General features: G+C 73.2%; 27 protein-coding genes and 1 pseudogene. 18 read left to right on the top strand and 10 right to left on the bottom strand.

The window, feature by feature from the left end; genetic code table 11:
• The first annotated feature begins 74 nt into the window (after positions 1–74).
• Genes N912_RS0143870 through N912_RS0143845 form a run of 6 tightly spaced genes read left to right on the top strand, consistent with a single transcriptional unit; the run spans position 75 to position 6,151 of the window.
• Positions 75–1,190, top strand: a complete 1,116-nt coding sequence (locus N912_RS0143870; protein WP_245645896.1) for an ATP-NAD kinase family protein — start codon at positions 75–77, stop codon at positions 1,188–1,190.
• Positions 1,187–2,254 (top strand): 2,3-butanediol dehydrogenase, encoded by a 1,068-nt coding sequence (locus N912_RS0143865; RefSeq protein WP_028927441.1) that lies wholly within the window; start codon positions 1,187–1,189, stop codon positions 2,252–2,254. The genes N912_RS0143870 and N912_RS0143865 overlap by 4 nt, the downstream gene beginning before the upstream one ends.
• Positions 2,251–3,024 (top strand): acetoin reductase, encoded by a 774-nt coding sequence (locus N912_RS0143860; protein WP_028927440.1) that lies wholly within the window; start codon positions 2,251–2,253, stop codon positions 3,022–3,024. Before N912_RS0143865 ends, N912_RS0143860 begins: the two co-directional genes overlap by 4 nt.
• Positions 3,025–3,059: 35 nt before the next feature.
• Entirely contained in the window at positions 3,060–4,043 is a 984-nt protein-coding gene (locus tag N912_RS0143855; protein ID WP_156994372.1) for a thiamine pyrophosphate-dependent dehydrogenase E1 component subunit alpha, read from the top strand.
• Between the two features lie 16 nt (positions 4,044–4,059).
• Positions 4,060–5,070: an alpha-ketoacid dehydrogenase subunit beta gene (locus tag N912_RS0143850; RefSeq protein WP_028927438.1), complete on the top strand. Its 1,011-nt coding sequence runs from the start codon at positions 4,060–4,062 to the stop codon at positions 5,068–5,070.
• On the top strand, positions 5,063–6,151 hold the full coding sequence (locus N912_RS0143845) for an acetoin dehydrogenase dihydrolipoyllysine-residue acetyltransferase subunit (RefSeq protein ID WP_028927437.1): 1,089 nt from the start codon (positions 5,063–5,065) through the stop codon (positions 6,149–6,151). Before N912_RS0143850 ends, N912_RS0143845 begins: the two co-directional genes overlap by 8 nt.
• A gap of 10 nt (positions 6,152–6,161) precedes the next feature.
• Here N912_RS0143845 and N912_RS0143840 read toward each other — a convergent pair whose 3' ends face one another.
• The 3 genes from N912_RS0143840 to N912_RS0143830 all read right to left on the bottom strand — a co-directional run bounded on the left by N912_RS0143840 (position 6,162) and on the right by N912_RS0143830 (position 10,328).
• On the bottom strand, positions 6,162–7,016 hold the full coding sequence (locus N912_RS0143840) for an ABC transporter permease (protein WP_028927436.1): 855 nt from the start codon (positions 7,014–7,016) through the stop codon (positions 6,162–6,164).
• A complete protein-coding gene (locus N912_RS0143835) occupies positions 7,013–9,973 on the bottom strand; it encodes an alpha/beta fold hydrolase (RefSeq protein WP_028927435.1) in 2,961 nt (986 codons plus the stop codon). The genes N912_RS0143840 and N912_RS0143835 overlap by 4 nt, the downstream gene beginning before the upstream one ends.
• A gap of 67 nt (positions 9,974–10,040) precedes the next feature.
• Positions 10,041–10,328 (bottom strand): antibiotic biosynthesis monooxygenase family protein, encoded by a 288-nt coding sequence (locus N912_RS0143830; protein WP_028927434.1) that lies wholly within the window; start codon positions 10,326–10,328, stop codon positions 10,041–10,043.
• 254 nt (positions 10,329–10,582) lie between these two features.
• Between N912_RS0143830 and N912_RS58430 the strand changes: the two genes are divergently transcribed.
• Together N912_RS58430 and N912_RS58425 are read left to right on the top strand one after the other, a co-directional pair.
• Positions 10,583–11,641 carry a TerC family protein gene (locus N912_RS58430; protein ID WP_051581633.1) on the top strand — a complete coding sequence of 353 codons (1,059 nt, stop codon included), beginning with the start codon at positions 10,583–10,585 and terminating at the stop codon, positions 11,639–11,641.
• A 97-nt stretch (positions 11,642–11,738) separates the two neighbouring features.
• Positions 11,739–13,133, top strand: a complete 1,395-nt coding sequence (locus N912_RS58425) for an MFS transporter (RefSeq protein WP_281176390.1) — start codon at positions 11,739–11,741, stop codon at positions 13,131–13,133.
• Here N912_RS58425 and N912_RS0143815 read toward each other — a convergent pair.
• The gene (locus N912_RS0143815) at positions 13,123–13,614 is read right to left on the bottom strand and encodes a metallophosphoesterase family protein (protein WP_037069817.1); all 492 of its coding nucleotides are present in this window, start codon (positions 13,612–13,614) and stop codon (positions 13,123–13,125) included. The genes N912_RS58425 and N912_RS0143815 overlap by 11 nt on opposite strands.
• A 30-nt stretch (positions 13,615–13,644) precedes the next feature.
• Between N912_RS0143815 and N912_RS0143810 the strand changes: the two genes are divergently transcribed.
• The gene (locus N912_RS0143810; RefSeq protein ID WP_028927432.1) at positions 13,645–14,556 is read left to right on the top strand and encodes an MOSC domain-containing protein; all 912 of its coding nucleotides are present in this window, start codon (positions 13,645–13,647) and stop codon (positions 14,554–14,556) included.
• A gap of 169 nt (positions 14,557–14,725) precedes the next feature.
• On the opposite strand, the gene N912_RS0143805 is transcribed toward N912_RS0143810, so the two are convergent.
• Positions 14,726–15,304: a TetR/AcrR family transcriptional regulator gene (locus tag N912_RS0143805; protein ID WP_028927431.1), complete on the bottom strand. Its 579-nt coding sequence runs from the start codon at positions 15,302–15,304 to the stop codon at positions 14,726–14,728.
• 259 nt (positions 15,305–15,563) lie between these two features.
• Between N912_RS0143805 and N912_RS61295 the strand changes: the two genes are divergently transcribed.
• Positions 15,564–16,247: an MmpS family transport accessory protein gene (locus tag N912_RS61295; protein WP_084211867.1), complete on the top strand. Its 684-nt coding sequence runs from the start codon at positions 15,564–15,566 to the stop codon at positions 16,245–16,247.
• Position 16,248: 1 nt separating this feature from the next.
• On the opposite strand, the gene rnhA is transcribed toward N912_RS61295, so the two are convergent.
• Positions 16,249–16,692: a ribonuclease HI gene (gene rnhA, locus N912_RS0143790; RefSeq protein ID WP_028927429.1), complete on the bottom strand. Its 444-nt coding sequence runs from the start codon at positions 16,690–16,692 to the stop codon at positions 16,249–16,251.
• Positions 16,693–16,780: 88 nt separating this feature from the next.
• Here rnhA and N912_RS0143785 point away from each other — a divergent pair, with 88 nt between their 5' ends.
• Entirely contained in the window at positions 16,781–17,041 is a 261-nt protein-coding gene (locus N912_RS0143785; protein ID WP_245645894.1) for a zinc ribbon domain-containing protein, read from the top strand.
• Between the two features lie 11 nt (positions 17,042–17,052).
• On the opposite strand, the gene N912_RS58415 is transcribed toward N912_RS0143785, so the two are convergent.
• Together N912_RS58415 and N912_RS58410 are read right to left on the bottom strand one after the other, a co-directional pair.
• On the bottom strand, positions 17,053–17,541 hold the full coding sequence (locus tag N912_RS58415) for a nuclear transport factor 2 family protein (protein WP_051581631.1): 489 nt from the start codon (positions 17,539–17,541) through the stop codon (positions 17,053–17,055).
• A complete protein-coding gene (locus N912_RS58410; protein ID WP_051581630.1) occupies positions 17,538–18,887 on the bottom strand; it encodes an NAD(P)/FAD-dependent oxidoreductase in 1,350 nt (449 codons plus the stop codon). Before N912_RS58410 ends, N912_RS58415 begins: the two co-directional genes overlap by 4 nt.
• A 94-nt stretch (positions 18,888–18,981) precedes the next feature.
• Between N912_RS58410 and N912_RS58405 the strand changes: the two genes are divergently transcribed.
• A complete protein-coding gene (locus N912_RS58405) occupies positions 18,982–19,608 on the top strand; it encodes a TetR/AcrR family transcriptional regulator (RefSeq protein ID WP_051581629.1) in 627 nt (208 codons plus the stop codon).
• A 4-nt stretch (positions 19,609–19,612) separates the two neighbouring features.
• On the opposite strand, the gene N912_RS0143765 is transcribed toward N912_RS58405, so the two are convergent.
• Together N912_RS0143765 and N912_RS64800 are read right to left on the bottom strand one after the other, a co-directional pair.
• Positions 19,613–20,287, bottom strand: a complete 675-nt coding sequence (locus N912_RS0143765; protein WP_028927427.1) for an MBL fold metallo-hydrolase — start codon at positions 20,285–20,287, stop codon at positions 19,613–19,615.
• A gap of 179 nt (positions 20,288–20,466) precedes the next feature.
• A complete protein-coding gene (locus tag N912_RS64800; protein WP_169748054.1) occupies positions 20,467–20,640 on the bottom strand; it encodes a hypothetical protein in 174 nt (57 codons plus the stop codon).
• Between N912_RS64800 and N912_RS67160 the strand changes: the two are divergent.
• The 6 genes and pseudogenes from N912_RS67160 to N912_RS0143735 form a co-directional block, all read left to right on the top strand.
• Positions 20,639–20,917: pseudogene (locus tag N912_RS67160) on the top strand (ABC transporter substrate-binding protein); the annotation flags it as partial. The gene N912_RS64800 and the pseudogene N912_RS67160 sit on opposite strands and share 2 nt — an antisense overlap.
• 77 nt (positions 20,918–20,994) lie before the next feature.
• Positions 20,995–21,663, top strand: a complete 669-nt coding sequence (locus N912_RS61285) for an ABC transporter substrate-binding protein (RefSeq protein WP_028927425.1) — start codon at positions 20,995–20,997, stop codon at positions 21,661–21,663.
• 1 nt (position 21,664) lies between these two features.
• Positions 21,665–22,549, top strand: coding sequence for a branched-chain amino acid ABC transporter permease (locus tag N912_RS61680; protein WP_028927424.1), 885 nt, complete (start codon positions 21,665–21,667; stop codon positions 22,547–22,549).
• On the top strand, positions 22,546–23,520 hold the full coding sequence (locus N912_RS61675) for a branched-chain amino acid ABC transporter permease (RefSeq protein ID WP_064745550.1): 975 nt from the start codon (positions 22,546–22,548) through the stop codon (positions 23,518–23,520). The genes N912_RS61680 and N912_RS61675 overlap by 4 nt, the downstream gene beginning before the upstream one ends.
• Positions 23,517–24,269, top strand: a complete 753-nt coding sequence (locus tag N912_RS0143740) for an ABC transporter ATP-binding protein (RefSeq protein ID WP_211261606.1) — start codon at positions 23,517–23,519, stop codon at positions 24,267–24,269. The genes N912_RS61675 and N912_RS0143740 overlap by 4 nt, the downstream gene beginning before the upstream one ends.
• Positions 24,266–24,967, top strand: coding sequence for an ABC transporter ATP-binding protein (locus N912_RS0143735; protein WP_028927422.1), 702 nt, complete (start codon positions 24,266–24,268; stop codon positions 24,965–24,967). The genes N912_RS0143740 and N912_RS0143735 overlap by 4 nt, the downstream gene beginning before the upstream one ends.
• The last annotated feature ends 1 nt before the right edge of the window (position 24,968 follow it).

Here is a 24,968-nt window from a genome sequence, read left to right as displayed (position 1 = left end):
CAACCGGACTGCAACCGTTGCCGGCGCGCGGGCGCCGCGGTGAGGTAGGCCACAGGCGGCATAAGGGGCGGCGAGTGCTCGACCACGGAAGTCGGAACGGCGACGGGCGGACGGCGCCGCCGCCGCTGCCGGTCGTGCCGGGCTCCGCCATCGGGATCATCGCCAACCCGATGTCCGGGCGGGACATCAGGCGGCTGGTCGCGCGGGCGTCGGTGTTCCCGAACGCGGAGAAGACCAACATGGCGCTGCGGCTGATCGCGGCGGCCGGGGCGCTGGGCGTGCAGCGGGTGTTCATGTCCACCGACGCCATGGGGGTCGCGGCCGGGGTGCTGCGCGCCCAGGCCAAGCGCCGGGCCCGGGACGGGCGGTGGCCCGAGCTGGAGTTCTGCGAGCTGGGGGAGGCGTCCGGCACGGCCGAGGACACCCGGGCGCTGGTGCGGGCGATGCGGGAGCGCGGCGTGGCGGTGCTGGTGCTGCTCGGCGGCGACGGCACCGTGCGGGCGGCGGCCGCCGAGTGCGGCGACCTGCCGGTGCTGCCGCTGTCCACCGGGACGAACAACGCGTTCCCGGAGATGTGGGAGGCCACCGTGGCCGGCGCCGCCGCCGCGCTGCTGGCCACCGGGCGGGTGCCGCGCGAGGAGGTCACCTACCGGGCCAAGGCGCTGAAGGTGCGTCGCGGACAGGCCGAGGAGCTGGCCCTGGTCGACGTGTGCGTGTCCACGGTGGCCCACGTGGGCGCCCGCGCGCTGTGGGAGGTCGGCACCCTGCGCGAGCTGTACTGCGCGTTCGCCGAGCCGCACGCGATCGGGCTGTCCAGCATCGCCGGCCTGCTCGCGCCGGTCGCGCGGACCGATGCCGGGGGCGTCCTGGTCCGGCTGGCCGGCGATATCGCCACCGCGCCGCGCCGGGTGCTGGCCCCGATCGCCCCTGGCGTGCTCGCCCCTGTCGGGGTGCTCGACGTGGCCGCCATGACCGCCGGGAGGCCGCTGACCAGCGCGGTCAGCCGAGGGACGGTGGCGGTGGACGGGGAGCGGGAGCTGGAGTTCGGGCCGGCCACGCCGGTCACCGTGACGCTCACCCCGGACGGCCCGACCGTGCTGGACGTCAGGGCCGTGCTGGCCGCCGCCGCCGAGCGCGGCCTGCTGGTGGCGTCCGAGTCGTTGGCGGTTTCGACCCTGGAGGGCAGATGAAGGCGGCGCGCTACCACGGACGCGGCGACATCCGCATCGACGAGGTGCCCGAACCCGAGGTCGGACCCAACCAGGTCAAGGTGTCAGTGGACTGGTGCGGCATCTGCGGCAGCGACCTGCACGAGTTCCTGGAGGGGCCGCTGTTCATCCCGCCGCCCGGCAGCCCGCACCCGCTCACCGGCCAGACCCTGCCGGTGGTGATGGGCCACGAGTTCGCCGGCACCGTCGCCGAGCTGGGCGCGGGCGTCGACGGGGTGAGCGTGGGCGACCGGGTGGCCGTCGAGCCGTACTACGTCTGCGGGCACTGCGCGGCCTGCCTGGAGGGCCGCTACAACATCTGCCGCTCGCTCGGGTTCGTCGGGCTGTCCGGGGCGCAGGGCGGGTTCGCCGAGCGGTGCGTGGTGGACCGGCGGTGGGTCCATCCGCTGGGCGGGCTGGACACCGACATCGGCGCGCTGGTGGAGCCCCTTGCCGTGGGCTACCACGCGGTGCGGCTGTCCGCGCTGCCCGAGGGCGCGACCGCCGTGGTGTTCGGCGCCGGCCCGATCGGGCTGGTCACCATGGCGTCGCTGCGGGCCACCGGCGCCGGGCAGGTCATCGCCGTTGAGCCGGCGGCGGCGCGCAAGGGCAAGGCGCCCGAGGCCGGCGCGAACGTGGTGCTGGACCCGACCGAGGTGGACGTACCGGCCGCCGTGCGCGACCTCACCGGCGGTGCCGGCGCCGAGGTGGCGTTCGAGTGCGCCGGCCTGGACGCGGTGCTGGCCAGCGCGATCGCGTCGGTCCGCCCCGGCGGCACGGTGGTGAACGTGGCCATCTGGGGGCAGCCGGCCACCGTGTCGATGAACTCGCTGGTGATGTCCGAGGTCGCGGTCGTCGGCTCGCTGGCCTACCGCGACGACCACCCGGACACCATCCGGTTGCTCACCGACGGCACCGTCGACGCCGGCCGGTTCATCACCGGGCGGATCGGGTTGGACGAGCTGGTCGAGGGCGGGTTCCGGCAGCTCATCGAGCACAAGGACGAGCACGTGAAGATCTTGGTCTCACCGAGGGGGTTGTCATGAGCGGCAGGGTTGCGGTGGTCACCGGGGCGGGCCGGGGGATCGGGCGGGCGATCGCGCTGCGGCTGGCCTCGGACGGGCTGGCGGTGGCCGTCAACGACGTCAACCCGGAGTCCGCGGCGGCCGTCGGCAAGGAGATCGAGGCGGCCGGCGGGCGTGCGCTGCCGGTGCCGGGGGACGTGACCGACCGGGACGCGGTGTTCGGCATGGTCGCGCGCGCCGCCGAGACGTTCGGGCGGCTGGACGTGATGGTGGCGAACGCGGGCATCGTCCAGGTCAACACCGTGCTGGAGACCACGCCGGAGGACCTGCGGCGGATCTTCGACGTGAACGTCAACGGCGTCGTCTACTGCATGCAGGCGGCCGCCGAGCGGTTCATCTCCCAGGGCGGCGGTGGCAAGATCATCAGCGCCGCGTCGGTCGCCGCGCACGCCGGGGCCGCCTACCTCGGTCCGTACTCGGCCACCAAGTTCGCGGTCCGGGGCCTGACCCAGGCGGCGGCCAAGGAGCTGGCCCCGCACCAGATCACCGTCAACGCGTACTGCCCCGGGATCGTCGGCACCGACATGTGGGACCTGATCGACGACCGGCTGCGCGGCTACCTGGGCACCGCGAAGGGCGAGGCCAGGGACCGCTACGTGCACGCCGTCCCGCTCGGCCGGGTGCAGACCCCCGAGGACGTGGCCAACTTCGTGTCCTACCTGGCCAGCTCCGACTCCGACTACATGACCGGCCAGTCGATCATGATCGACGGCGGCATGGCGATGAACTGACTCTTACCGAAAGGGGTACGACGGTGACAGCAACGATGCCGACAACCGGGACCCACGAGCTGGGGCCGGAACATCTGCTCGACGCCTACCGGATGATGCGCACCATCCGCGACTTCGAGGAACGGGTGCACGAGGAGTTCGCGGGCGGGGACATCCCCGGTTTCGTGCACCTGTACGCCGGCGAGGAGGCGTCCGCGACCGGGGTGTGCATGCACCTCGACGACCGCGACGCCATCGCCTCCACCCACCGGGGCCACGGCCACTGCATCGCCAAGGGCGTGGACGTGGTCGCCATGATGGCCGAGATCTACGGCAAGGCGAACGGCACCTGCCGGGGCAAGGGCGGCTCGATGCACATCGCCGACCTGTCCAAGGGCATGCTCGGCGCCAACGGCATCGTGGGCGGCGGGCCGCCGCTGATCTGCGGGCGCGCGCTGGCGTCCAAGCAGCTCGGCACCGGCGGGGTGGCGGTGGCGTTCTTCGGCGACGGCGCGTCCAACCAGGGCACCACGCTGGAGTCGCTGAACCTGGCCACGGTCTGGAACCTGCCGGCGATCTTCGTGGCGGAGAACAACGGCTACGCCGAGGCGACGGCGTCGGCGTGGTCGGTGGCCACCGACGACATCGCCGACCGGGCCGCCGCCTTCGGCATGCCCGGCGTGATCGTGGACGGGTTCGACTTCTTCGCCGTGCACGAGGCGGCCGGTGAGGCGGTGGCCCGGGCCCGCGAGGGCGGCGGCCCGACGCTCATCGAGGTCAAGTTCACCCGCTACTTCGGCCACTTCGAGGGTGACCAGCAGCTCTACCGGGGCGACGAGGTGGCCAACGCCCGGGAGAAGCTGGACTGCCTCAAGCGGTTCCGGGCCAGGGTCACCGACAGCGCCCAGCTCACCGCCGAACAGCTGGACGCGATCGACACCGAGGTCGCCGCCCTGATCGACAGGTCGGTCGAGGAGGCCAAGGCGTCCCCCAAACCGGACGCGCCCGAACTGCTCACCGACGTCTACGTCTCGTACTGATCCGGAGGGTTAAAAGATGGCACGCACGATCAGCTACCGCGAGGCGATCAACGAGGCGCTGGACCAGGAGATGGCGCGTGACCCACGGGTCGTGGTGTTCGGCGAGGACAACGTGGGCGGCACCGGCTCGCCCGGCGAGATGGACGCCTGGGGTGGCGTGCTGGGCGTGACCAAGGGCCTGTACGGCAAGTACCCCGGCCGCGTGATGGACACCCCGATCTCGGAGTCGGCGTTCATCGGCGCCGCGATCGGCGCGGCCACCGGCGGCCTGCGTCCGGTCGCCGAGCTGATGTTCATCGACTTCATGGGCGTCTGCTTCGACCAGATCTTCAACCAGGCCGCGAAGTTCCGCTACATGTTCGGCGGCAAGGCCGTCACCCCGGTGGTGATCCGCACCATGTGGGGCGCCGGGCTGCGGGCGGCCGCGCAGCACTCCCAGTCGCTGCTGCCGATCTTCACCCACATCCCCGGGCTGAAGGTCGTCGCCCCGTCCACCCCGTACGACGCGAAGGGGCTGCTCATCCAGGCCATCCGGGACGACGACCCGGTGATGTTCTGCGAGCACAAGATGCTCTACGACACCACCGGCGACGTGCCGGAGGAGAGCTACGCGATCCCGTTCGGCGAGGCCAACGTGGTCCGCGACGGGGGCGACGTGACGGTCGTCGCGGTGGGCAAGCTGGTGCACACCGCCGTGGAGGCCGCCGCCGCGCTGGCCGGCGAGGGCGTCGAGTGCGAGGTCATCGACCCGCGCACCACCAGCCCGATGGACACCGACACGATCCTGGAGAGCGTGGAGGCCACCGGCCGGCTGGTGGTCGTCGACGAGGCCACCCCGAGGTGCGGGCTGGCCAGCGACATCTCCGCGACCGTGGCGCAGGAGGCGTTCGGGTCGCTGCGCGCGCCGATCCAGATGGTGACCGCGCCACACACCCCCGTCCCGTTCGCCGACTCCCTGGAGGACCTCTACATCCCGGACGCGCAGAAGATCACCAACGCGGTGAAGGCCGTGATGGCCCATGGATGACCGCATCGAGCGGATCACGATGCCCAAGTGGGGCCTGTCGATGAAGACCGGCAAGGTCATCGACTGGTTCGTGTCCGAGGGCGACACCATCGCCAAGGGCGACGACCTGGCCGACATCGAGACCGAGAAGATCGCCGGCACCCTGGAGTCGCCGCAGGAGGGGCTGCTGCGCCGGATCGTCGCCGAGACCGGCGTGGAGCTGCCGGTCGGGGCCACGCTCGCGGTGGTGGCCCCGGCGGACGTGCCCGACGGCGAGGTCGAGGCCGTGGTGGCCCAGGCGCGCGAACAGCTGGAGTCCGGCGAGCTGGGCGGTGAGGACGAGATCGAGCCGGCCACCGTCGAGGTCGGCGGCCGGACGATCTCCTACGTCACCATGGGCGAGGGCGGCGGCGACCCGTTCGTGCTGGTGCACGGCTTCGGCGGGGACAAGAACTCCTGGCTGTTCGTCCAGCAGCCGCTGTCCGAGTCGCACACCGTGCACGCGCTGGACCTGCCAGGGCACGGCGCGTCCGGCAAGGACGTCGGCGACGGCTCGCTGGACACCCTGGCCGACACCGTGCTCGGCTTCCTGGACGCGGTGGGCGCCGAGCGCGCGCACCTGGTCGGGCACTCGCTCGGCGGCGCGGTCGTGGCCGCGGTGGCCGCCCGCGCCCCCGACCGGGTCGCCTCGCTGGACCTGCTCGCCCCCGCCGGCTTCGGCCCGGACGCCGACGTCGAGTACCTGCGCGGTTTCGCCGCCGCCGCGTCCCGCCGCGAGCTGAAACCGCTGCTCGGGCGGCTGTTCGCGGACCCCTCGCAGGTCACCCGCCAGCTCGTGGACGACCTGCTGAAGTACAAGCGCCTGGACGGGGTGTCGGCCGCGCTGTCCACCCTGCTCGCCACCCTGCTCGACGGCGACCGCCAGGCCATCGACACCCCCGCGCTGCTGGCCGGGGTGAAGGCCCCGGTCACCGTCGTGTGGGGCGGCGCCGACCGCATCCTCCCGGTGCCGGACGGCGTCGAGCTGTTCCGGGTGGACGCCGGGCACATGCTGCACATGGAGGCCGCGAACGACGTGCTGGCCCGGCTGCGCAGGCCGTGAGCGGCACGGGTCAGGACGTGATGTCCTTGGTGGCGAAGCGCCAGACCGCGAGCGCGCAGAACGCGGTGCCGTAGGCGAGGGAGGAGAACACGCCCCGGGTCATGTTGCCCCAGTCGACCTGGTCGGTGAGCAGCTCGGCCCAGGCGTAGCCGTAGTGCGTCGGCAGGTAGTCGCGCAGGCCTTCCAGGGCGGTGATGCTGTCCAGGATCTGCGAGACGATCGAGACGAGCACGGCGCCGCCGACCGCGCCGAGCGGGGCGTCGGTGACCACCGAGAGCAGCAGCGCCAGGCCGGCCACCCAGAACAGGTAGACGGCGATGTAGCCGGCCGCCATGAACAGGCGGGTCACGGCCTGGCCGAACGGCAGCGACTCGCCGGTCGGGTTGACCATGTCGCCGGTGCCGTAGGCCAGCGAGCCGACCAGCAGCGCGACCGCCGGCAGCAGCACCAGTGACACGATCGACAGCAGCCCGGCGACCAGTGCCTTCTGCCGCAGCAGCCGCGCGCGGGGCACCGGGGAGGCGAGCAGGTAGCGCAGGCTGGACCAGGACGCCTCGCTGGCCACCGTGTCCCCGAAGAACAGCGCCACCGCGACCACCAGCAGGAACCCGGCCGAGGCGAACAGCGCGAACACTGTGAAGTTCGGCGCGCTGGTCTGCGCCAGGTCGACCAGCGTCACCGAGCCGGTCGCGGGACCCTTCCTGGTCAGGCTGAACGCGATCCACAGGATGATCGGGAGCAGCCCGGCCAGGGCCAGCGCCACCTGGGTGCGCCGCCGCTTGAGCTGGCGGACCAGCTCCACCCGCACCCGCAGGGTCTGGCCGGGCCGGTAGCCGGGCGCGGCGTCCGCGGTGCTCGCGGTCATGGCGTGGTGTCCTCTCCGACGAGCTGGAGGAACGCGTCCTCCAGCCGGCGCCTGGGGCCGGCGGCGGACACCGCGACCCCGGCCTGGACCAGGCGGCCGACGGCGTCCGCGCGGGGCATCCCGTTCAGGTCCGCGTGCACGCTGCCGGAGTCCACCTCGACGGCGCTGACCCCGGACGCCCCGCGCAGCACCTCGGCGGCCCGCGCCGGGTCGTCCACCCGGAAGCTGGCCTGGCTGCCGCCCGCGATGATGTCGGCGACCGTGCCGTCGGCGACCACCGTGCCCCGGTGCATGACCACGACGTGGTCGCAGGTCTGCTCCACCTCGGCGAGCAGGTGGCTGGAGATCAGCACGGTGCGGCCGTCGCGGGCGTAGTTGCGCAGCACCTCGCGCATGGCGTGGATCTGCGGCGGGTCCAGCCCGTTCGTCGGCTCGTCGAGGACCAGCAGGTCGGGCAGGCCGAGCATGGCCTGCGCGATGGCCAGCCGCTGGCGCATGCCCTGGCTGTAGGTGCGGACCCGGCGGTGCACGGCGTTGCCGAGGCCGGCGATCTCCAGCGCCTCCTCCACGTGCGCGTCCGCCGCCGGCCGGCCGGTCGCCGCCCAGTACAGCCGCAGGTTGTCCGCCCCGGACAGGTGCGGCAGGAAGCCCGGCCCCTCCACGAACGAGCCGATCCTGGACAGCACCGGCGCCCCCGGCCCGACCGGATGGCCGAACACGCGGATCTCCCCCGTGCTGATGCTCGTTCCGCTGGCGCTTCTCTCGGCGCTGGGATGGATCAGGCCCATCAGCATGCGCAGCACGGTGGTCTTGCCGGCGCCGTTGGGGCCGAGCAGGCCGAGCACCTGGTTCGGCCTCGCGGTGAACGACACCCCGTTCACGGCCGTCACCCCGCCCGGATACGACTTGCGCAGCCGGTCGATCACCAGCGGCAGCTCGGAGCCGGTCAGCGCGCGGACCTCGGCCGCCCGCCGCCGGCGGCGCCGGAGCACCGCGACCAGCCAGGCCACCAGCGCGGCGGCCAGGATCAGGCCGATGCCCACCGCCGGGGCGGCCGGGACGGTGTTCGCGGTGACGTTGCGGCCGGGCACGACCGGCACCGCGACCTCCCCGGCGCCGCCGGCCAGCCCGATCCGCCACACCGAGGGCTGGTTCGCGCCGGCGTAGGCCTGGTCGGTGGTGCTGACCGAGACCACCAGCCGCTGGCCGGCCTCGATCGGGGCGACCACGGCGGGCAGCGTCACCGTCACCTGGGCCGGCGAGCCGTCGGCGGGCATCGGGACGCGCATCGGGGCGACCGCGCCGCCGAGCAGGGTGCGCCGCCCGTCCTGGGCGACCTTGAAGACCTTGCCGAACAGCACGGCCTCCGAGCCCGCCGGCTGGCCGGGCACCGGCGCCACCTGGATCCGCACCCGGGGCGAGCCGGCGATCAGCAGCTGCCCGTTCAACGGGTCGGTGCTGAACCCGGCGGACTGGCCGGGCAGCTCGGAGGTGATCGCGGCCAACCGCCCGGACAGCGAGCCCAGCGCGCCGCCCACCCCGGGCACCGAGGTGATCGCCGCCGGGTTGGCGCCGGCCGGGTTGAGCACCACCCGCGGGTCGCCGCGCAGCGGCAGCGGCTGGGCCGGTGCCGGGTCGGGGCCGGTCAGCCCGGGGTAGCGGTCCGAGCTGACGGTGCGCACGGTCGGGGTGTTGCGGCTCTCGGTGCGGACGCCGCCCTGGACGGCGTAGCTCAGGCCGGGGGTGGCCTCGGCGTCCGTCCGACCGTCCAGGTACCTGTCGAACCAGGCGCCGATCCGCTCGCGCACCACCGGCCCGGGCGCGCCGCCGTCGTGACCGCCGGCGAACCAGATCACGTCCACGGTGCCGCCGGCCGCCGCGATCTGGCGGGCGGTGGCGTCGGCCTGGTCGAGCCCGAACAGCGTGTCGGTCTCGCCCTGCACGAGCAGGGTCGGCGCGGCGATCCGGTCGGTCACGCTGGCGGGGGAGGACCGGCGCAGCAGCTCCGCGGTGGCCGGGCTGACCCGCCCGGTGCTGGCCGCCTCGGCGTAGGCCGTGCAGATCGCCGGCACGAACCGGCCGCAGACGGTCGGCGGGTTCGCGGCCGCGTCGCGGCGGCTCGGGTCGGAGGACAGCACCGCCTCCCGCTGCTCGGCGTCGGCGGCCTCGTCCTGGGCCTGCGCCGAGGTGCTCCGGCCGCCGCCGGGGGTGGCCTCCGGCGCGATCCCGGTGGGTCCTCGGTTGGTCCGCCCGGTGTTCAGCCCGGCGGAGAAGAAGATGCCCGCCCAGGAGCGCTTGAACACCCCGTCCGGGCCGAACGCGGTGGCCGCCGGGGTCAGGGCGGCAGGCGCCGGTGCGGGCAGCGCGGCGTTCGGGAACAGCGCCTGGGACAGGTCGTTCCAGGTGATCACGGGGGCTATCGCGTCCACCCGGTGGTCGTAGCCGGCGAGCAGCAGCGCCAGCGCGCCGCCGTAGGAAGCACCGGTCACCCCGACGCGGGGGTCGCCTGGGCCGTCCAGGCGCACCTCGGGCCGGGTGGCCAGGTAGTCGAGCAGCCGCGACGCGTCGGCCACCTCGTGGTCGGGGGAGTCCAGCGCGATCTGGCCGGTGCTGGTGCCGAAGCCCCTGGCGGACCAGGCCAGCGCCACGAACCCGCGCGCGGCCAGCTCGCGGGCGTCCGCGTCCACCGAGGCCTTGGTGCCGCCGAACCCGTGCGGGACCAGGACCGAGGGCGCCGGCGTCCGCGACGGCAGGTACAGGGTCGCGTCCAGCGCCACGGTGGCCGGCTGCCCCGGGCCGCCCGGCACGGTCAGCCGCAGGTCCTGGGTGGACACGTCGGCCGGGCCGGTGCCGCGAACGGCCAGCACGGTGACGGTGCCGGCGAGCAGCGCGAGGACGGCCAGGATGGTGGCGACCCGACCTCGGGTGAGCCGGAGCCGGGTCGTGAACGAGGACACCACACGACGGTATGCGAACAGGCTGAGGGGACGCTGAAGATATCCACAGCCGCCGCGGCCGCCGGCGTCAGATCTCGGCGGTGTGCCGCACCTGGGGGTCGGCGGCGAAGTACGGCCCGAGCAGCTCCCGCCATCGGGTGAAGCGCTCGGACTCGCGGAAGCCCTTCAGGTGCGCCTCCACCGAGTCCCACTCGATGATCAGGACGAACGTCGACGGCGACTCGATGCCCCTGGTCATCCGGGCGGACCGGAAACCCTCGGTGGCCGCCACCAGCGGGCGGGCCTGTCGGTAGGCGGCGGCGAAGTCGTCCTCACGGCCGGGCTGGATGCTGAGCTCCGCGATCTCCAGGATCATGGCCACCATCATGCACAGCGCCGAACTAGCCGAATGTCACAGGTGTCGGCACTCACGTCCGGGTGTCCAGGGCTGGCGCACAGCCCGTTCTTAGGTAACACTCACGGGTATAGCCAAGGGGAGTATCCCTCGCGCGATGACATCGTCAACACGGCGCCGCTGCGCCCGGTGTCATCGGTCGGAGTGAGCACGAAAGCGCCGGCGGGAGAGACCTCGGTCGTAGACCGATGCTCTCGTCCGGAAGGCGTCTCGCCATGAACGTTCCCGTGTGGTTGTGGTTGGTCACGATCGCCGTGCTTCTCGCGGTGGTCGTGGTCGACCTGTTCGTGGTGGACCACAACCCGCACGCCGTGTCCCTCGCCGAGGCCACCAGATGGGTGATCTTCTACCTGGCGTTGGCGGTGCTGTTCGGCGTCGGCGTCTGGATATTCGCCGGCGGGGGGTCGGCGGGCGAGTTCTTCGCCGGCTACGTCACCGAGTACTCGCTGTCGGTGGACAACCTGTTCGTCTTCGTGATCATCATGTCGGCGTTCAAGGTCCCGGCCGAGCACCAACACCGGGTGCTCCTGGTCGGCATCGTGATAGCGCTGTTCATGCGGGGTGCGTTCATCGCGCTGGGGGCCGCCGCGATCGCGCACTTCAGCTGGGTGTTCTACCTGTTCGCGGTGGTCCTGCTGGTCACGGCGTACCGGCTGTTGCGCAACCACGACGACGCCGACGAGGAGTACAAGGAGAACGCGGCGCTGCGGATCCTGCGCAAGCTGGTCCCGGTCACCAACGAGTTCCACGGCGCCCGCACGACGGTCCGCATCGACGGCAGGCGGTTCGTCACCCCGATGCTGGTGGTCATGACCGCGATCGGCACCACCGACCTGCTGTTCGCGCTGGACTCCATCCCGGCCATCTTCGGCCTGACCAAGGAGCCGTACCTGGTCTTCACCGCGAACGCGTTCGCCCTGATGGGCCTGCGGCAGCTGTACTTCCTGCTCGGCGGGCTGCTCAACCGGTTGGTGTACCTGTCCTACGGGCTGTCGGTGATCCTGGCGTTCATCGGCGTCAAGCTGGTGCTCGAGGCCCTGCACGAGAACGACCTGCCGTTCCTCAACGGCGGCGACCCGGTGCCGGTCCCGGAGATCGGCATCGTGCTCTCGCTGGGCGTCATCGTGGGCGTGCTCGCGGTCACCACGGTGGCCAGCCTGATCAAGGCGCGCGGCACCTCGACCAGCGAGACCACCGAGGACGACCCGCCGACCCCGGCCACCGTGCCCGAACCTCGGCGCGCGAACGGCTCCGGGGAGGGCGCACACTCCTAGGGTGACCTCCGCCCGCCGCCCCGCCCCGCGCCGAGCGGAGACCCGTCCCGCCGCCCCGGAGCAGGCGCCGGACCCACGCCGCTGGCGGGCGCTCTGGGTGACCCTCGCGGCGGGGTTCATGAGCCTGCTCGACGTGAGCATCGTGACGGTGGCGCTGCCGTCCATGGAGGCCTCGCTGGGTACGACCCCGTCCGGCGTTCAGTGGGTGGTGTCCGGCTACGCGCTCGCGTTCGGGCTGGCACTGGTGCCCGCCGGGCGGCTGGGCGACGCGTGGGGGCGCCGGCGGATGTTCTTCGTCTCGCTCACCGGCTTCGTGGTGACCAGCGCGCTGTGCGGGGCGGCGCCCACGCTCGAGCTGCTGGTACTGGCGCGGCTCGTGCAGGGGTTCACCGCCGGCATGATCGGGCCGCAGAACTCCGGGCTGATCCAGGACCTGTTCCGGGGCGCGGAGCGGGGCCGGGCGTTCGGCATGTTCGGCGCGACGGTGGGGCTGTCCACCGCGGTGGGCCCGGTGCTCGGCGGGGTGATCCTGGCGCTGGCCGGCGGCCCGGACGGCTGGCGGTGGGTGTTCTACGTCAACGTGCCCGTCGGGCTGGTCACGCTTGCGCTGGCCTACCGGCTGCTGCCGCGCCGCCGGACCGACGCCGCGCACGCCCCGAAGTTCGCCCGCCGGCTCGACCTGGTCGGCACCGCCCTGCTCGGCGCCGGCGTGCTGGCCGTGCTGCTGCCGATGCTGGAGTACGACAGGTTCGGCCGGCTGTGGTGGCTGCTGCTGGTGGCGGCGGCGCTGCTGGCCGGGTTCGCGCTCTGGGAGGTGCGGGTGGCCCGGCGTGGGGTCCGCCCGCCGCTGCTGGACCCACGGCTGCTCACCAGCACGCCCGGGTACGCGACCGGCACGGCGCTGAGCCTGACCTACTTCATCGGCTTCTCCGGGCTGTGGATCGTGCTGGCCATGTTCTTCCAGGGCGGGCTGGGCTACACGCCGCTGCAGTCCGGGCTGGCGGTGACCTCGTTCGCGGTGGGATCGGCGTTCTCGGCGGGGGCCAGCGGGCGGCTGCTGGCCCGGTTCGGGCGGCGGCTGACCGTGTACGGGCTGGTCGCCGTCGTGGTGGGGCTGGCGGGCACGGCGGCCGCCGTGGGCATCCACACCGGGCCGGCCGCCGGCTGGCTGGCCGCCGGGCCGCTGCTGCTGGCCGGGATCGGCGGCGGCGTGGTGATCTCGCCGAACATCACCCTCACGCTGTCCGAGGTGCCGGTGCGGATGGCCGGCGCGGCGGGCGGCGCGCTGCAAACCGGCGGGCGGATCGGGGCGGCCATCGGCACCGCGCTGCTGGCCGGCGTGTACTACGGCACGCTGGAGGCCACCGGGCGCGACCAGGGCGTCGCGGTGGTCGCGGCGATGCTGGTCGCGATCCTGTTCGTGCTGGTCGCGCTCGTGATCGCGATCGTGGAGACGCGCCAGGCCGACGCGCGGGCACGGCTCACGACCTGAGCCGCTCCAGGTGGTGCAGCACCACGTCGTCGAGGCGCCCGGCGGCGGTCCGGGCGGTCATCCAGGTGTGCGTGGGCTGGCGCCTGCGGTCGGTCGGCGAACCCGGGTTGAGCAACCTCAGGCCGCCCGGCGCCACGGTGTCCCACGGAATGTGGCTGTGCCCGAATACCAGCACGTCGGCGTCCGGGAAGCGGGCCGCGCACCGCCGCTCCCGCCCGGCCGCCGGACCGGTCTCGTGCACCACGGCCAGCCGCACCCCGTCCAGCTCGGCGGTGGCCACCTCGGGCAGCCGGGCACGCAGGTCGGGGCCGTCGTTGTTGCCCACCACGCCGACCAGCCGCCGCGCCCTGGCCTGCAGCTCGTCCAGCAGCTCGACGCCCACCCAGTCCCCGGCGTGCACCACCACGTCGGCCGACTCGACCTCCCGCCACAGCGCGTCCGGCACTCGCCGGCCCCGGGCCGGGACGTGCGTATCGGACATGAACAGCAGTTTCGTGGTAGACACCTGTATATGACCTCCGAGCGCCTCACCGTCGCGGCGATCCACCGCTATCCCGTCAAGTCCATGCTGGGGGAGGCACTGGACGAGTGTTCGATCACGGCCGACGGGTTGCCCGGCGACCGAGCCTACGCGGTCGTGGACGCCGGCGACGGCATGGTCGCCAGCGCCAAGAACCCGCGCAAGTGGGGCGCCCTGCTCGGCTTTCGCGCCGCTTACCTGGCCGAGCCGACGCCGGACGGGCCGCTGCCGCCGGTGCGGATCACGTTCCCGGACGGCGCGGTGCGGCGCAGCGACGACGAGGACATCGACGCGGCCCTGTCCGCCACCCTGGGACGGGACGTCAAGCTGGTCAGCCAGCCGCCGGAGGGCAAGTCGTTCGAGGAGGTGTGGCCGGAGATCGCCGGCCTGGCCCCGGAGAAGTTCATCGCGGGCACCACCGTGGGCCACGAGGCGACCGGCGAGGCGGTCAGCCGCATCCCGCTCGGCGCGATGGCCCCGGCCAACACCTTCCAGGACCTCGCCGTGCTCCACCTGATCACCACCGCGACCCTGGCCAAGCTGTCCGCGCTCGCCCCCGACGCCGGGTTCGACCCGCGCCGGTACCGCCCGAACCTGGTGCTGGACGTTCCCGGTGAGCGTTTCGTCGAGGAGGACTGGGTGAACGCCGAGCTGGCCGTCGGCGGTCAGGCCACCGTGTCGGTGGTCATGCCGACCATGCGCTGCGTGATGACCACGCTCGCCCAGGACGGCCTGCCCGAGGACCGCCAGACCCTGCGCACCATCGCCAAGCACAACCGCCGCGAGATCACCGGGATGGGGAAGTGGGCGTGCGCCGGCGTCTACGCCTCGGTGAACGGACCCGGCGTGGTGCGCCGGGGCGACGAGGTGCGGGCTCCCGAGGCGGCGGACGCGGCTGGCTAGGAGCGCCCTGAACAATGCATGCTCTGCTGCGCGGCGCCCAGCCGGCGCCTCGCGGCGTTGTCGTCGCCCCCGATACAACAGCGGTATCGGGGGCTCCGAATCAGACGCCGCCTTGCGATGCATCCGGCTGGATCGCCGCTCGCGACGAGCGGCATTGTTCAGGACCCTCCTAGGCGGAGATGCCGTGCAGCAGCCGGGTCATCGCCGTGCCGCAGAGCACCCGGAACTCCGGGTCGGACACGCCGAGGCGACCGGCGTGATGCAGGCTGATCAGCCCGTGCAGCAGCGCCACGATCGACAGCGCCGCCTCCCACACGTCGTCCGGCGCGAACACGCCCCGGTGCATCCCTTCGTCGATGGCCGCGACGACGGCGTTGAGCGCGGGGGAGTCGTCGGACCGGAAGTCCCTGGCGACCCCGTCCTCGTGCCAGGGCGGCTCGCTGTGCAGCAGCGCGTAGAGCCGGGGCTGGTCCAGCGCGAAGTCCAGCAGGGCGTTGAGCACGGCGCGCAGCTCGGCGCGCGGGTTGTCCTCCCGGGGGCGCCGCCGCCAGCGCTCGGCAAGATCGGCCCGACCGCGCTCGGCCACCGCGCCGAGCAGCGCCTCACGGTTCGGATAGTGTCGATATATCGCCATCGCGGTGACGCCGGCCGCGCCCGCGACCCGGCGCATGCTGACCGCCTCCGAGCCCTCGGCGACCAAGATCGCCTTGGCCTGCTCCGCGATGCGGTCCGCGGTGCGAAGGGCCATGGGGACAACCTAGAGCACCGCTCCCGCCGCCCTGTCAGGCCCACGTCTACGCCGTACACACGAGGTGCGTGTCAACGCCCGGCTACGGCCGTATACGCACGATGTCTACGCCGTAGACGGTGGCGTTCGGTCTACGGCGTAGACCTCCGGGCGGGCGACCGCTACGACGGCCGTCTGGGTGATCCGGGTAACACGTTGGGGGGCCGTGCCGATCACACATATAGCGCGCGCCACGTCCAGCCAGGAAGGCCGACCGAGCATGAGCACCTCGCCGTCCTCCGGTTCTCGCGGTAACTCGGCGTGCCAGGGCGCGTATCCGGAGGTGTCCGCGCTGATCCCCCGGCAGCGCCCGGCCTCCGAGTCCCGTTGCGCCGAACGGCCGCCCGCCACGCCGGATCCGGGTCCGGGCCGGCGGTGGACGCCGTGGCTCGCGGCCGGGTCGGTGGTGCTCGGCACGGCGTGCGTGGGGTTCACGGCGGTCACGTTCTCGGGTCCGGTGGACACCTCCGAGTACGCGCTCAGCGAGATGACGCCGCCGAGGGCGCTCGCGCCGGTGCTGGTCGCGCCGCCCAGCGCGGCCCCGCCGGCCCCCACCGAGGCGGCGCCGGCCCAGCAGCCCGGCGGCCCGATCCCGGTCCCGCCGCTGCTGGTGCGGGTGCGCTACGAGCTGGACGGGGCGCCGTACGCCGGCCTGGTCAGTTTCACCAGCGGCCAGGCGAGCCCGGTCACCGAGGTCACGCGGGTGCGGCTGCCCTGGCGCAAGGAGTTCGACGCCGCCGGCGGCTTCGTGCCGAGCGTCAGCGTGCAGAGCGCCGGGTCGGGGTCGATCAGCTGCCGGATCATCGTCGACGGCGAGCTGGTCTCCAGCGTGACCACGCAGGGCACCAACGCCGTGGCCACCTGCACCGCGCAGGCCCTCTCCGACGAAGGCCAGGCGCGCTGACTCACCCGGCCGCGAGCGCCTCCTGGATTCCCCTGACCGCGAGCCGGTCGGCACGCTCGTTCTCCGGGTGCCCGGCGTGCCCCTTGACCCAGTGCCAGCGCACCCGGTGCGCGGCGGCGGCCGCGTCGAGCCGCCGCCACAGGTCGGCGTTCTTGACCGGCTGCTTGCCGCGCGTCTCCCACCCGTTGAGCTTCCACCGGGGCAGCCACATCGTGACGCCGTTGCGGACGTAGCTGCTGTCGGTGTAGATGTCCACCTCGGACGGGCGGGTCAGGCTCTCCAGCGCCATGATCGGCGCCGTCAGCTCCATCCGGTTGTTGGTCGTGGTGGTGGACTGGCCGCCGTACATCTCCTTCTCGTGGCGGCCGTACCGGAGCAGCGCGCCCCAGCCGCCGGGCCCGGGGTTGCCGCTGCACGCCCCGTCCGTGTAGATCTCGACGCCCACCCACGAACCGTACGCCGCCGCGCCGGCACCGTATTCGAGTACGGCGCGGGTACGGCCCCGGCTACCGTGGTAGGAGGGGGTGTGGCGGATGTTGATCATTTTCGGACTGAAGGGCTACGCCGAGCAGCTCGCGATGCTCACCCTGGTCTGCGCGCACTGCCACAACTCGTGCGCGCATCCGCTGAGCCGGGTGGTCACCAAGTTCACGCTGTTCTTCGTGCCGCTGTTCCCGGTCCGCACCGAGCACTCCATCCAGTGCACGTACTGCGGTGCCGCCTCCCGCCTGACCAAGGACCAGGCCGAGGATCTCCGCCGCCAGGCATGGGATCCGGCGAGGAACCGCCCGTGACGACCGAGGAACTAGCCGAGTTCAACACCCACCTGGTCGGCCCGATCGAGGTCGTGCACGAGTTCCGGTAGCCCGGACGCGGTCGTGTCACCGAAGATGTCGCGGTGCCCGCGCGCGGTGTCCATGTACTCGCGGACCCGGCGGATCAGCCCGTCCCGCAACTCGAACACGAAGCAGTAGTCGTTGCTGTACGCGTTTCCGTTCACGAGGGTCGCGCTCATCGTCTCCTCCACGACGACCCGGTCACCATCGGCGTAGACGCCCCGGAAGTCCACCGTGACGTCGCGGACGAAAAGCCGCGAGAAGTCCCGCGACAGGAAGCGAACGATCGCGTCCCGTCCGATCATGTGGCTGGGTCCGTCGAGCGCCGCCGCGGTCGCGTTTCCCGCCGGGGCCAGCCACTCGGCGTCCTCGGTGAAGAACGCGGCGATCCGCTCGGCGTCGTGAGTGGCGAACGCCCGCCACGCGGCCTGGACGACGGCCCGGTTGTCGGTTCTCATGGCGCGAGCGTACGAACACGCGTCCGGGGAACGCTGGCGAGAATCCGACCTCGTGTTCCGAGGCGGCGTTGGCGGGCGCGGCGCAGCTCCTGGCCGGCGAGGGACGCGGCCTCGTGGGCGAGCGCGGGGATTCGGGTGGGCTGGGCGCCCATGGCGCGCGCGGCGGCGGTGAGCAGCCGGCGCGGCGTGAACAGCCGCGAGGGGCGCAGGTCGCGGTTGAGCACTCGCAGCAGCGCGACGGTGGCGGGCACGTCGCCGGCGATGTCGCGCAGCACCTGGGTGATCAGCGGGGAGGGCAGGCCGGGCGCGCCCATGTCGGTGGCGAGCCAGTGCATCTCGTAGCAGTCGTCGTCGCGCCAGCGCCACCAGCGGCGCAGCTCGTCGTCGAGGACGGCGGATCCGCCGAGTCCGGCGACTATCGCGTCGGCCAGCCGCTCGGCCTGGCGGAAGGCGTCGGAGATGCCTTGGGCCGGTGTCGGGTCCTTGAACTGTCCGGCATCACCGGTCAGCACCCAGCCGGGGCCGGTGGCCGAGCGGAAGTAGCCTCGGCAGTCCGGTACCACCCGGATCGGGCCCACCCGCCTCGCCCCGTCGAGCCGCTCGGCCAGCTCCGGCCACGCCGCGAACCGCGCCATGAAGCTTTCTTCGCGGGTGTCGACGCCCGAGGACGGGATGGCGCCGGCCAGATACAGGCCACCGTCGGTGGGGCTGGAGAGAAAGGCGAGGTCGCCGAGCCGGCCGAGCCGCAGCCGCGCCTCGGTGTCGGCGACACCGTCGAAGTAGGCCCAGGTGAACGGGCGGCATGGCCCGGTGGTGTGGTACTCGGCGGCGCCGGCCAACCGGGCCACCGTCGAGTGCCGGCCGTCGGCCCCCACCACCAGTGACGCCCGCACCGGGCCGTGGGTGGTCTCGACGCCGGTCACCCGCGTGCCGTCGTGGCGCAGCCCGGTCACGCCGGTGCGGGTGCGGACGTCCACGCCGGCCTCTCCGGCCGCCGCCACCAGCAGGTGGTCCAGCGTCACCCGCCGGACACACAGCCCCGCCCCGGCCGCCCCGTAGGCGGCGCGAACGGCCGCATCGGTGAGGTCCGCCTCGATCCGGGCGTGTTCGTTGACCATCGTGAACGCGGTGAGCTGGACCGCCCCGGCGGCGAGCACGGTGTCGAGCACCCCGAGCCGGTCGAGGACGGCCACGCCGGACGGTTGGATCACGTGCGTCGAAGGGGTGTCGCTCGGGAACCGGGCTTTGTCCAGCACGCACACCCGCAGGCTTCGCCGGGCCAGCAGCACCGCCAGCGGCGATCCGGCGCAGCGCGCCCCCACGATCACGACATCGAACGGCTCCATCGACCGACCTCCGTCACCCGCGGAACTTACCGTTGGTCAGTCTCCGGCATGACCAGGGAACTTATCAATGGTCAGATCGGGCTAAGGTGGTCGGGTGAACTCGCACAGCACACCCCGGCGTTACCACCACGGCCGGCTTCGACAGGCCGCGATCGAGGCTGCGGTGGCCGAGGTGCGGGCGGTCGGCGCGGCCGGGGTGAGCATGCGCGAGATCGCCCGCCGGGCGGGGGTGTCCCACGCCGCGCTGGCCTACCAGTTCGGGGACAAGGCCGGCATCTTCACCGCGATCGCGACCGAGGGCTTCCGCCTTGCCGTCGAGACGATCGGTCCCGCCGCGACCGGGCCGGACGGGTTTCTCCTCGGCGGCATCGCCTACATCCGGTTCGCGCTCACCCACCCCGGGCACTACGAGGTGATGTTCCGGCCCGACCTCTACCTGGACGACGACCCGGACCTGGTCACCGCCCGCGACGCCGCGTTCGACCTGCTCTACGGCAGCGCCCGCGCCAGCCACCCCGGCACCCCGGCCGACGCGGACGTCGCCGGCCTGGTCACGGCGGGTTGGTCACTCTCGCACGGCTTCGCCACCCTGTGGCTCACCGCCAACCTGCAGGACAGGATCGGCCCCGACCTGGCCGCCGTCACCGGCCAGGTCGCCCACAGCCTGGTCACCCTGGGCGAACTCGCCCAGCGCTACCTGACCGCCCGGGAGCAGGCCTGAACCGTCACCAGCCGCGTTCGCGCCACTCCGGAAGCTTCGGCCGCTCCGCGCCCAGCGTGGAGTCGTCGCCGTGGCCCGGGTAGAACCAGGTCTGGTCGGGCAGCTCGTCGAAGATCCGGCCCTCGACGTCGTCGATCAGGGACCGGAAGTCCTCCGGGGAGCCGGTCTTGCCCACGCCGCCGGGGAACAGGGAGTCGCCGGTGAACAGGTGGGGGCGGTCCTCGGCGCGGTAGAGCAGGGCGATCGAGCCGGGGGTGTGGCCGCGCAGGTGGATCACCTCGAGCTCGGCCTGGCCGACGCGGACGGTGTCGCCGTGCTCGACCAGCGTCTCCACCGGGACGGGCAGCTCGGGGGCGTCCAGCGGGTGCGCCACGGTGGCCGCCTCGCACATGCCGACGACGGCGGCCAGGGCCTGCCAGTGGTCCCAGTGTTGGTGCGTGGTGACCACGGTGCGCAGCTGCGGGCGGTCGTCACCGTGGCCGACGACGTCCATCAGCCGGTCCGGCTCGTTGGCCGCGTCGATCAACAGCGCCTCGCCCGACGCGGTGCAGGTCAGCAGGTAGGCGTTGTTGTCCATCGGGCCGACGGAGACCTTGGTGATCGTCAGGCCGTCCAGGGTGCGGCGGGTCGCGGCGCCGCCGGGGTCGGTGTGACCGGTGTAGGAGTCCAGTACGTCCACGGCGTCCACCTTAGCCAGCGTCGTCGGCGTCACAATTGGGTCGCGGCTTTGGGTGTCGGCGGGGCGCCCTGGGGAACTTCGTTCACTCGAAAGGTTGACAAGGGAGATCGTTCGCCGCCACGATCCGCCCACGTGCGCGTTCGGCCGAGGAGCGGTGACATGGCGGGCATCCAGGGCATTCAGGGCATCAGTCGGCGGCGGCTCCTCGCGATGGCGGGCGCCGGTGGTGGCGCGCTGGCGCTGGCGGCGTGCGGGAGCAGCGTCGGCGGGGGCGGTGGCGGCGGCGGGCGGGCGGTGAAGGTCGGCCTGGTGGTGCCGGCGTCCGGGGTGTACGCCGCGCTGGGCACCGACATGCAGCGCGGCTGGGAGCTGTGGCTGGCCCGTAACGGCGGCAGGTTCGGCGACTACTCGGTGACGACGGTGCTCGCGGACGAGGGGGAGACGCCGCAGACCGGGGTGCCGGCGGTGCAGAAGGTGCTGCAGAGCGACGGCGTCGACGTGGTGGTGGGCCTGGTCAACTCAGCGACCGCGCTGGGCGTGCGCAACCTGCTCGCCGAGTCGAAGAAGCTGCTCATCGTGGCCAACGCGGGCGCGGCGGACATCACCGGCAAGGCGCGCAGCCCGTACCTGTGGCGCAGCTCGTTCACCAACGCGCAGATCTCCGCCGCGATGGGGACGCACCTGGCCGCCTCCGGGTTTTCCGAGGGGTGTACGCCATCGCGCCGGACTACGCGGCGGGCAGCGAGGTCATCGCCGGGTTCACCAAGGCGTTCGAGGCGGGCGGCGGGAAGGTGGTGGGCCAGGCGAAGCCGGCGTTCGGGAAGACGGCGGACTACCAGCCGTTCCTGGCCGGCATCCAGAACTCCGGGGCCAAGGCCACGTTCTGCTTCTTCTCCGGCTCGGAGGCGATCACGTTCGTGCGCCAGTACGCGCAGTTCGGGCTGGCCAGGAGCATCCCGCTGTACGCGTCGGGGTTCCTGACCGAGGGCAACGTGCTGCCCCAGCAGGGCGACGCGGCGCTGGGCGTGCAGAACACGCTGCACTACAGCGACCGGCTGGACAACCCGGCCAACAAGGCGTTCGTGGCGGCGTACAGCGAGAAGTACGGGGAGCCGCCGAGCTGCTTCTCGGTGCAGGCCTGGGACGCCGCGAACGTGCTCAACCGGGCGCTGCGGACGGCCACCGGGCTGAGCGGGGACGCGATAGCGGCGGCCCTGGGCGGGGTCGGCACGATCGAGGACAGCCCGCGCGGGCCGTGGACGTTCGACGGGCAGACCCCGAGGCAGACCATCTACCTGCGCCGGGTGGACCGGGTGGGGAACACGCTGGTCAACGCCGTGGTGCGGGACCTCGGGCAGCAGAGCCAGCCGGCCTGACATGCCGATCTGGCTCCAGGCGCACCTGGTCAGCGTGCTCAACGGGTTCGCGATCGGGTTCCTGCTGTTCATCCTCGCGGTCGGGCTGTCGCTGGTGTTCGGCATGATGGACGTGCTGAACCTGGCGCACGGGGCACTGTTCCTGGGCGGTGCGTACCTGGGCGCGACGCTCGGTGGGACCGCGAGCTGGGGAGGGTTCCTGGCCGCGCTGGGGATCGCGGCGGTGGCCGGGCTCGCGGCCGGCGGGGCGCTGTCGCTGATGACCGAGCCGCTGCGCAACCGCTCGCACCTGGACCAGGCGCTGCTCACCCTCGGCGTCGCGCTGGTGGCGGCCGAGCTGCTGAGCATCGTGTTCGGGGACAACCCGCTCGCGGCCAGCGCGCCGTCGGGGCTGGACGGCTCGGTCGCGGTGCTGGGCGCCACGTACCCCACCTACCGGCTGGCGCTGATCGGAATCGGCGCGGTGTTGGCGCTCGCCGTCTACCTGGTCGTGGACCGCACCTGGGTGGGCGCGCTGGTCAGGGCCACGGTCGCGGACCGGGAGATGGTCACCACCGTCGGCGTGGACAACCGGCTGGTCAAGGCGGCGGTGTTCGCGGTCGGCTCGTTGCTGGCCACCACCGCGGGGGTGCTCGGCGGGCCGATCTACGGCGCCCGCTCCGGGCTGGACTCGACGGTGCTGATCCTGGCGCTGGTCGTGGTGGTGATCGGCGGGTTGGGGTCGGTGCGCGGGGCGTTGGTGGGTGCGTTGGTGATCGGCCAGATCGAGTCGCTCGGGCGAGCGCTGTTGCCGGACCTGGCGTCGTTCGTGCTGTTCGGGGCGCTCGCGGTGGTGCTGGTGCTGCGGCCGAGGGGCCTGTTCGGGCAGGTGGCGGTGGACAGGTGACCGTCACGACCTCGGCGCCCGCGCGCGGTCCCGGCGTTCGGCGGGGGCGGGCGGCCGCCGTGCTGGCGGTGGCGGTGCCCGTGGTGCTGGCGGCGGCGCCGCTGTTCCTGGCGCCGTTCGTGACCGGCACTTTGAGCAGGGTCCTGGTGTTCGCGCTGTTCGCGGTGAGCCTGGACCTGCTGGTCGGGGTGACCGGGCTGCCGTCGCTCGGGCACGCCGCCTACTTCGGCGCGGGGGCGTACGCCGCCGGCTGGGTGTCGCTGCGGGTGACGGCGGAGATACCGGTGCCGCTGCTGGCGGGGGCGGCGTTCGGGGCGGTGGCGGCGGCGCTGACCGGGTGGATCACGGTGCGCACCGGGGGCGTGTACTTCCTGATGCTGACGCTGGCCATCGGCGAGCTGGTGCAGCAGGTCGCGGAGACCTGGGAGACGGTGACCGGCGGCGCCAACGGCATGTCCGGGATACCGGCGCCCCGGCTGGGCGGAGAGCCGCTGGTGCTGGCCGGGTTCGTGTACTGGTACGTGCTGGCCGGGTTCGGGGTAGGGTTCGCGCTGCTCTGGGCGGTGGCCCGGTCGCCGGTCGGGGAGGCGCTGCGCGGGATCCGGGACAACGAGCCGAGGATGCGCGCGCTGGGCTACCCGACGGCGCGCTACAAGTACCTGGCGTTCGTGGCCTCCGGCGGGGTGGCCGGGCTGGCCGGTGCGCTGCTGGCCGCGCAGCAGCGGCTGGTCACGCCCGCCGACCTCGGGTTCGTCACCGCCGCGTTCGCGCTGCTCGCGGTCATCATCGGGGGCGCCGGGTCGCTGTGGGGCGCCTGCCTGGGCGCCGCGCTGGTGATCGTGGTCAGGGACGCGCTGGGGCCGAGCCTGGGCGGGCACGGGACGCTGCTGCTCGGCGCGCTGTTCGTGGTCGTGGTCTACCTGCTGCCGCGCGGCGCCGCCGGGTTGCGGCTCGGGCGGTGGGGGAGGTGAGCGTGCTGCGGTGCGCCGGGCTGAGCCGCTCGTTCGGCGCGCTGAAGGCGGTGGACGGGGTGGACCTGGAGGTCGCGGCCGGCGCCCGGCACGCGCTGATCGGCCCGAACGGCGCCGGCAAGTCGACCCTGTTCCGGCTGCTCACCGGGGTGCTGCGGCCGGACGCCGGGACGGTGGCGCTGAACGGGCGGGACCTCACCCGGCTCTCCGAGGCGCGCCGGGCGCGGTTGGGCATGAGCCGGACGCCGCAGCACTCCAGCCTGTTCGCCTCCATGACCGCCGCCCGGACCGTCGCGCTCGCGGTCCGGCGGCACGGGCGCGTCGGGGTGCTGCCCAGGCGCGAGCCGGCGGTCTGGGACCGGGTCGACGAGCTGCTCGACGCGGTCGGGCTGGCCGGGCGGGGCGGGGTGGCGGTGCCGTCGCTGTCGCACGGCGAGCGGCGGCAGCTGGAGGTGGCGGTCGCGCTGGCCTGCCGCCCGACGCTGATGCTGCTCGACGAGCCGGCGGCCGGCATGTCCCCGGCGGAGAGCAAGCGGCTGGTGGAGCTGCTCGCCGGGCTGCCCCCGGAGGTCACCGTGCTGTTCGTCGAGCACGACCTGGACCTGGTGTTCGAGCTGGCGGACACGGTGACGGTGCTGCACCTGGGCCGGGTGCTGATGTCCGGCTCGCCGGAGCGGGTGCGGGCCAGCGAGCGGGTGCGGGAGGCGTACCTGGGTACCGGCCGGCGGGAGGAGCTGTTCCTGACATGACGTTCCTGCGGGTCCGCGAGCTGGTGTCCGGCTACGACCGGAGCACCGTGCTGGGCGGTGTGGACCTCGACCTGGACGCCGGCGCCGTGCTCGGGCTGCTCGGCCGCAACGGGGTGGGGAAGTCCACGCTGGTCATGACGCTGATGGGGTTGGTGCCGGTGACATCCGGCTCGGTTCTGCTGGACGGGGAGGAGCTGGCCGGCCGCCGCCCCGACGCGATCGCCAGGGCCGGCGTGGCGCTGGTGCCGCAGGGCCGGCGGGTGTGGGCGACCCTGACCGTGGCCGAGCACCTCGCGCTCGCCGGCCGGGGTCGCCGCGGCGGCTGGACGGTGGACGCCGTGTACGAGCTGCTGCCCCGGCTGGCGGAGCGGCGCCGGCAGTACGCCGGGCAACTCTCTGGCGGCGAACAGCAGATGCTCGCGGTGGCTCGTGCGCTGGTGACCAACCCGAAGCTCGTGCTCCTGGACGAACCCTCGGACGGGCTCGCGCCCTCGGTCGTGGACCAGCTCGTCGGCGTGATCGGGCGGATGCGCGCCGAGGGCGCCGGCATCCTGCTGGTCGAGCAGGACCTGCACCTGGCGTTCGCGGTGAGCGACGAGATCGCCGTGATGGAGAAGGGCCGCATCGTGCACCGGGTGGACACGCCCGCGTTCCGCCGCGACCCGGACACCGCGCACCGGCTGCTCGGCGTCGCCTGAC

This window comes from Actinospineispora acaciae DSM 45401, assembly GCF_000620785.1.
Classification (GTDB): domain Bacteria; phylum Actinomycetota; class Actinomycetes; order Mycobacteriales; family Pseudonocardiaceae; genus Pseudonocardia; species Pseudonocardia acaciae.
Note: the sequence above shows the minus strand (reverse complement) of the source record. Positions and strands in the feature narration are given on the sequence as shown.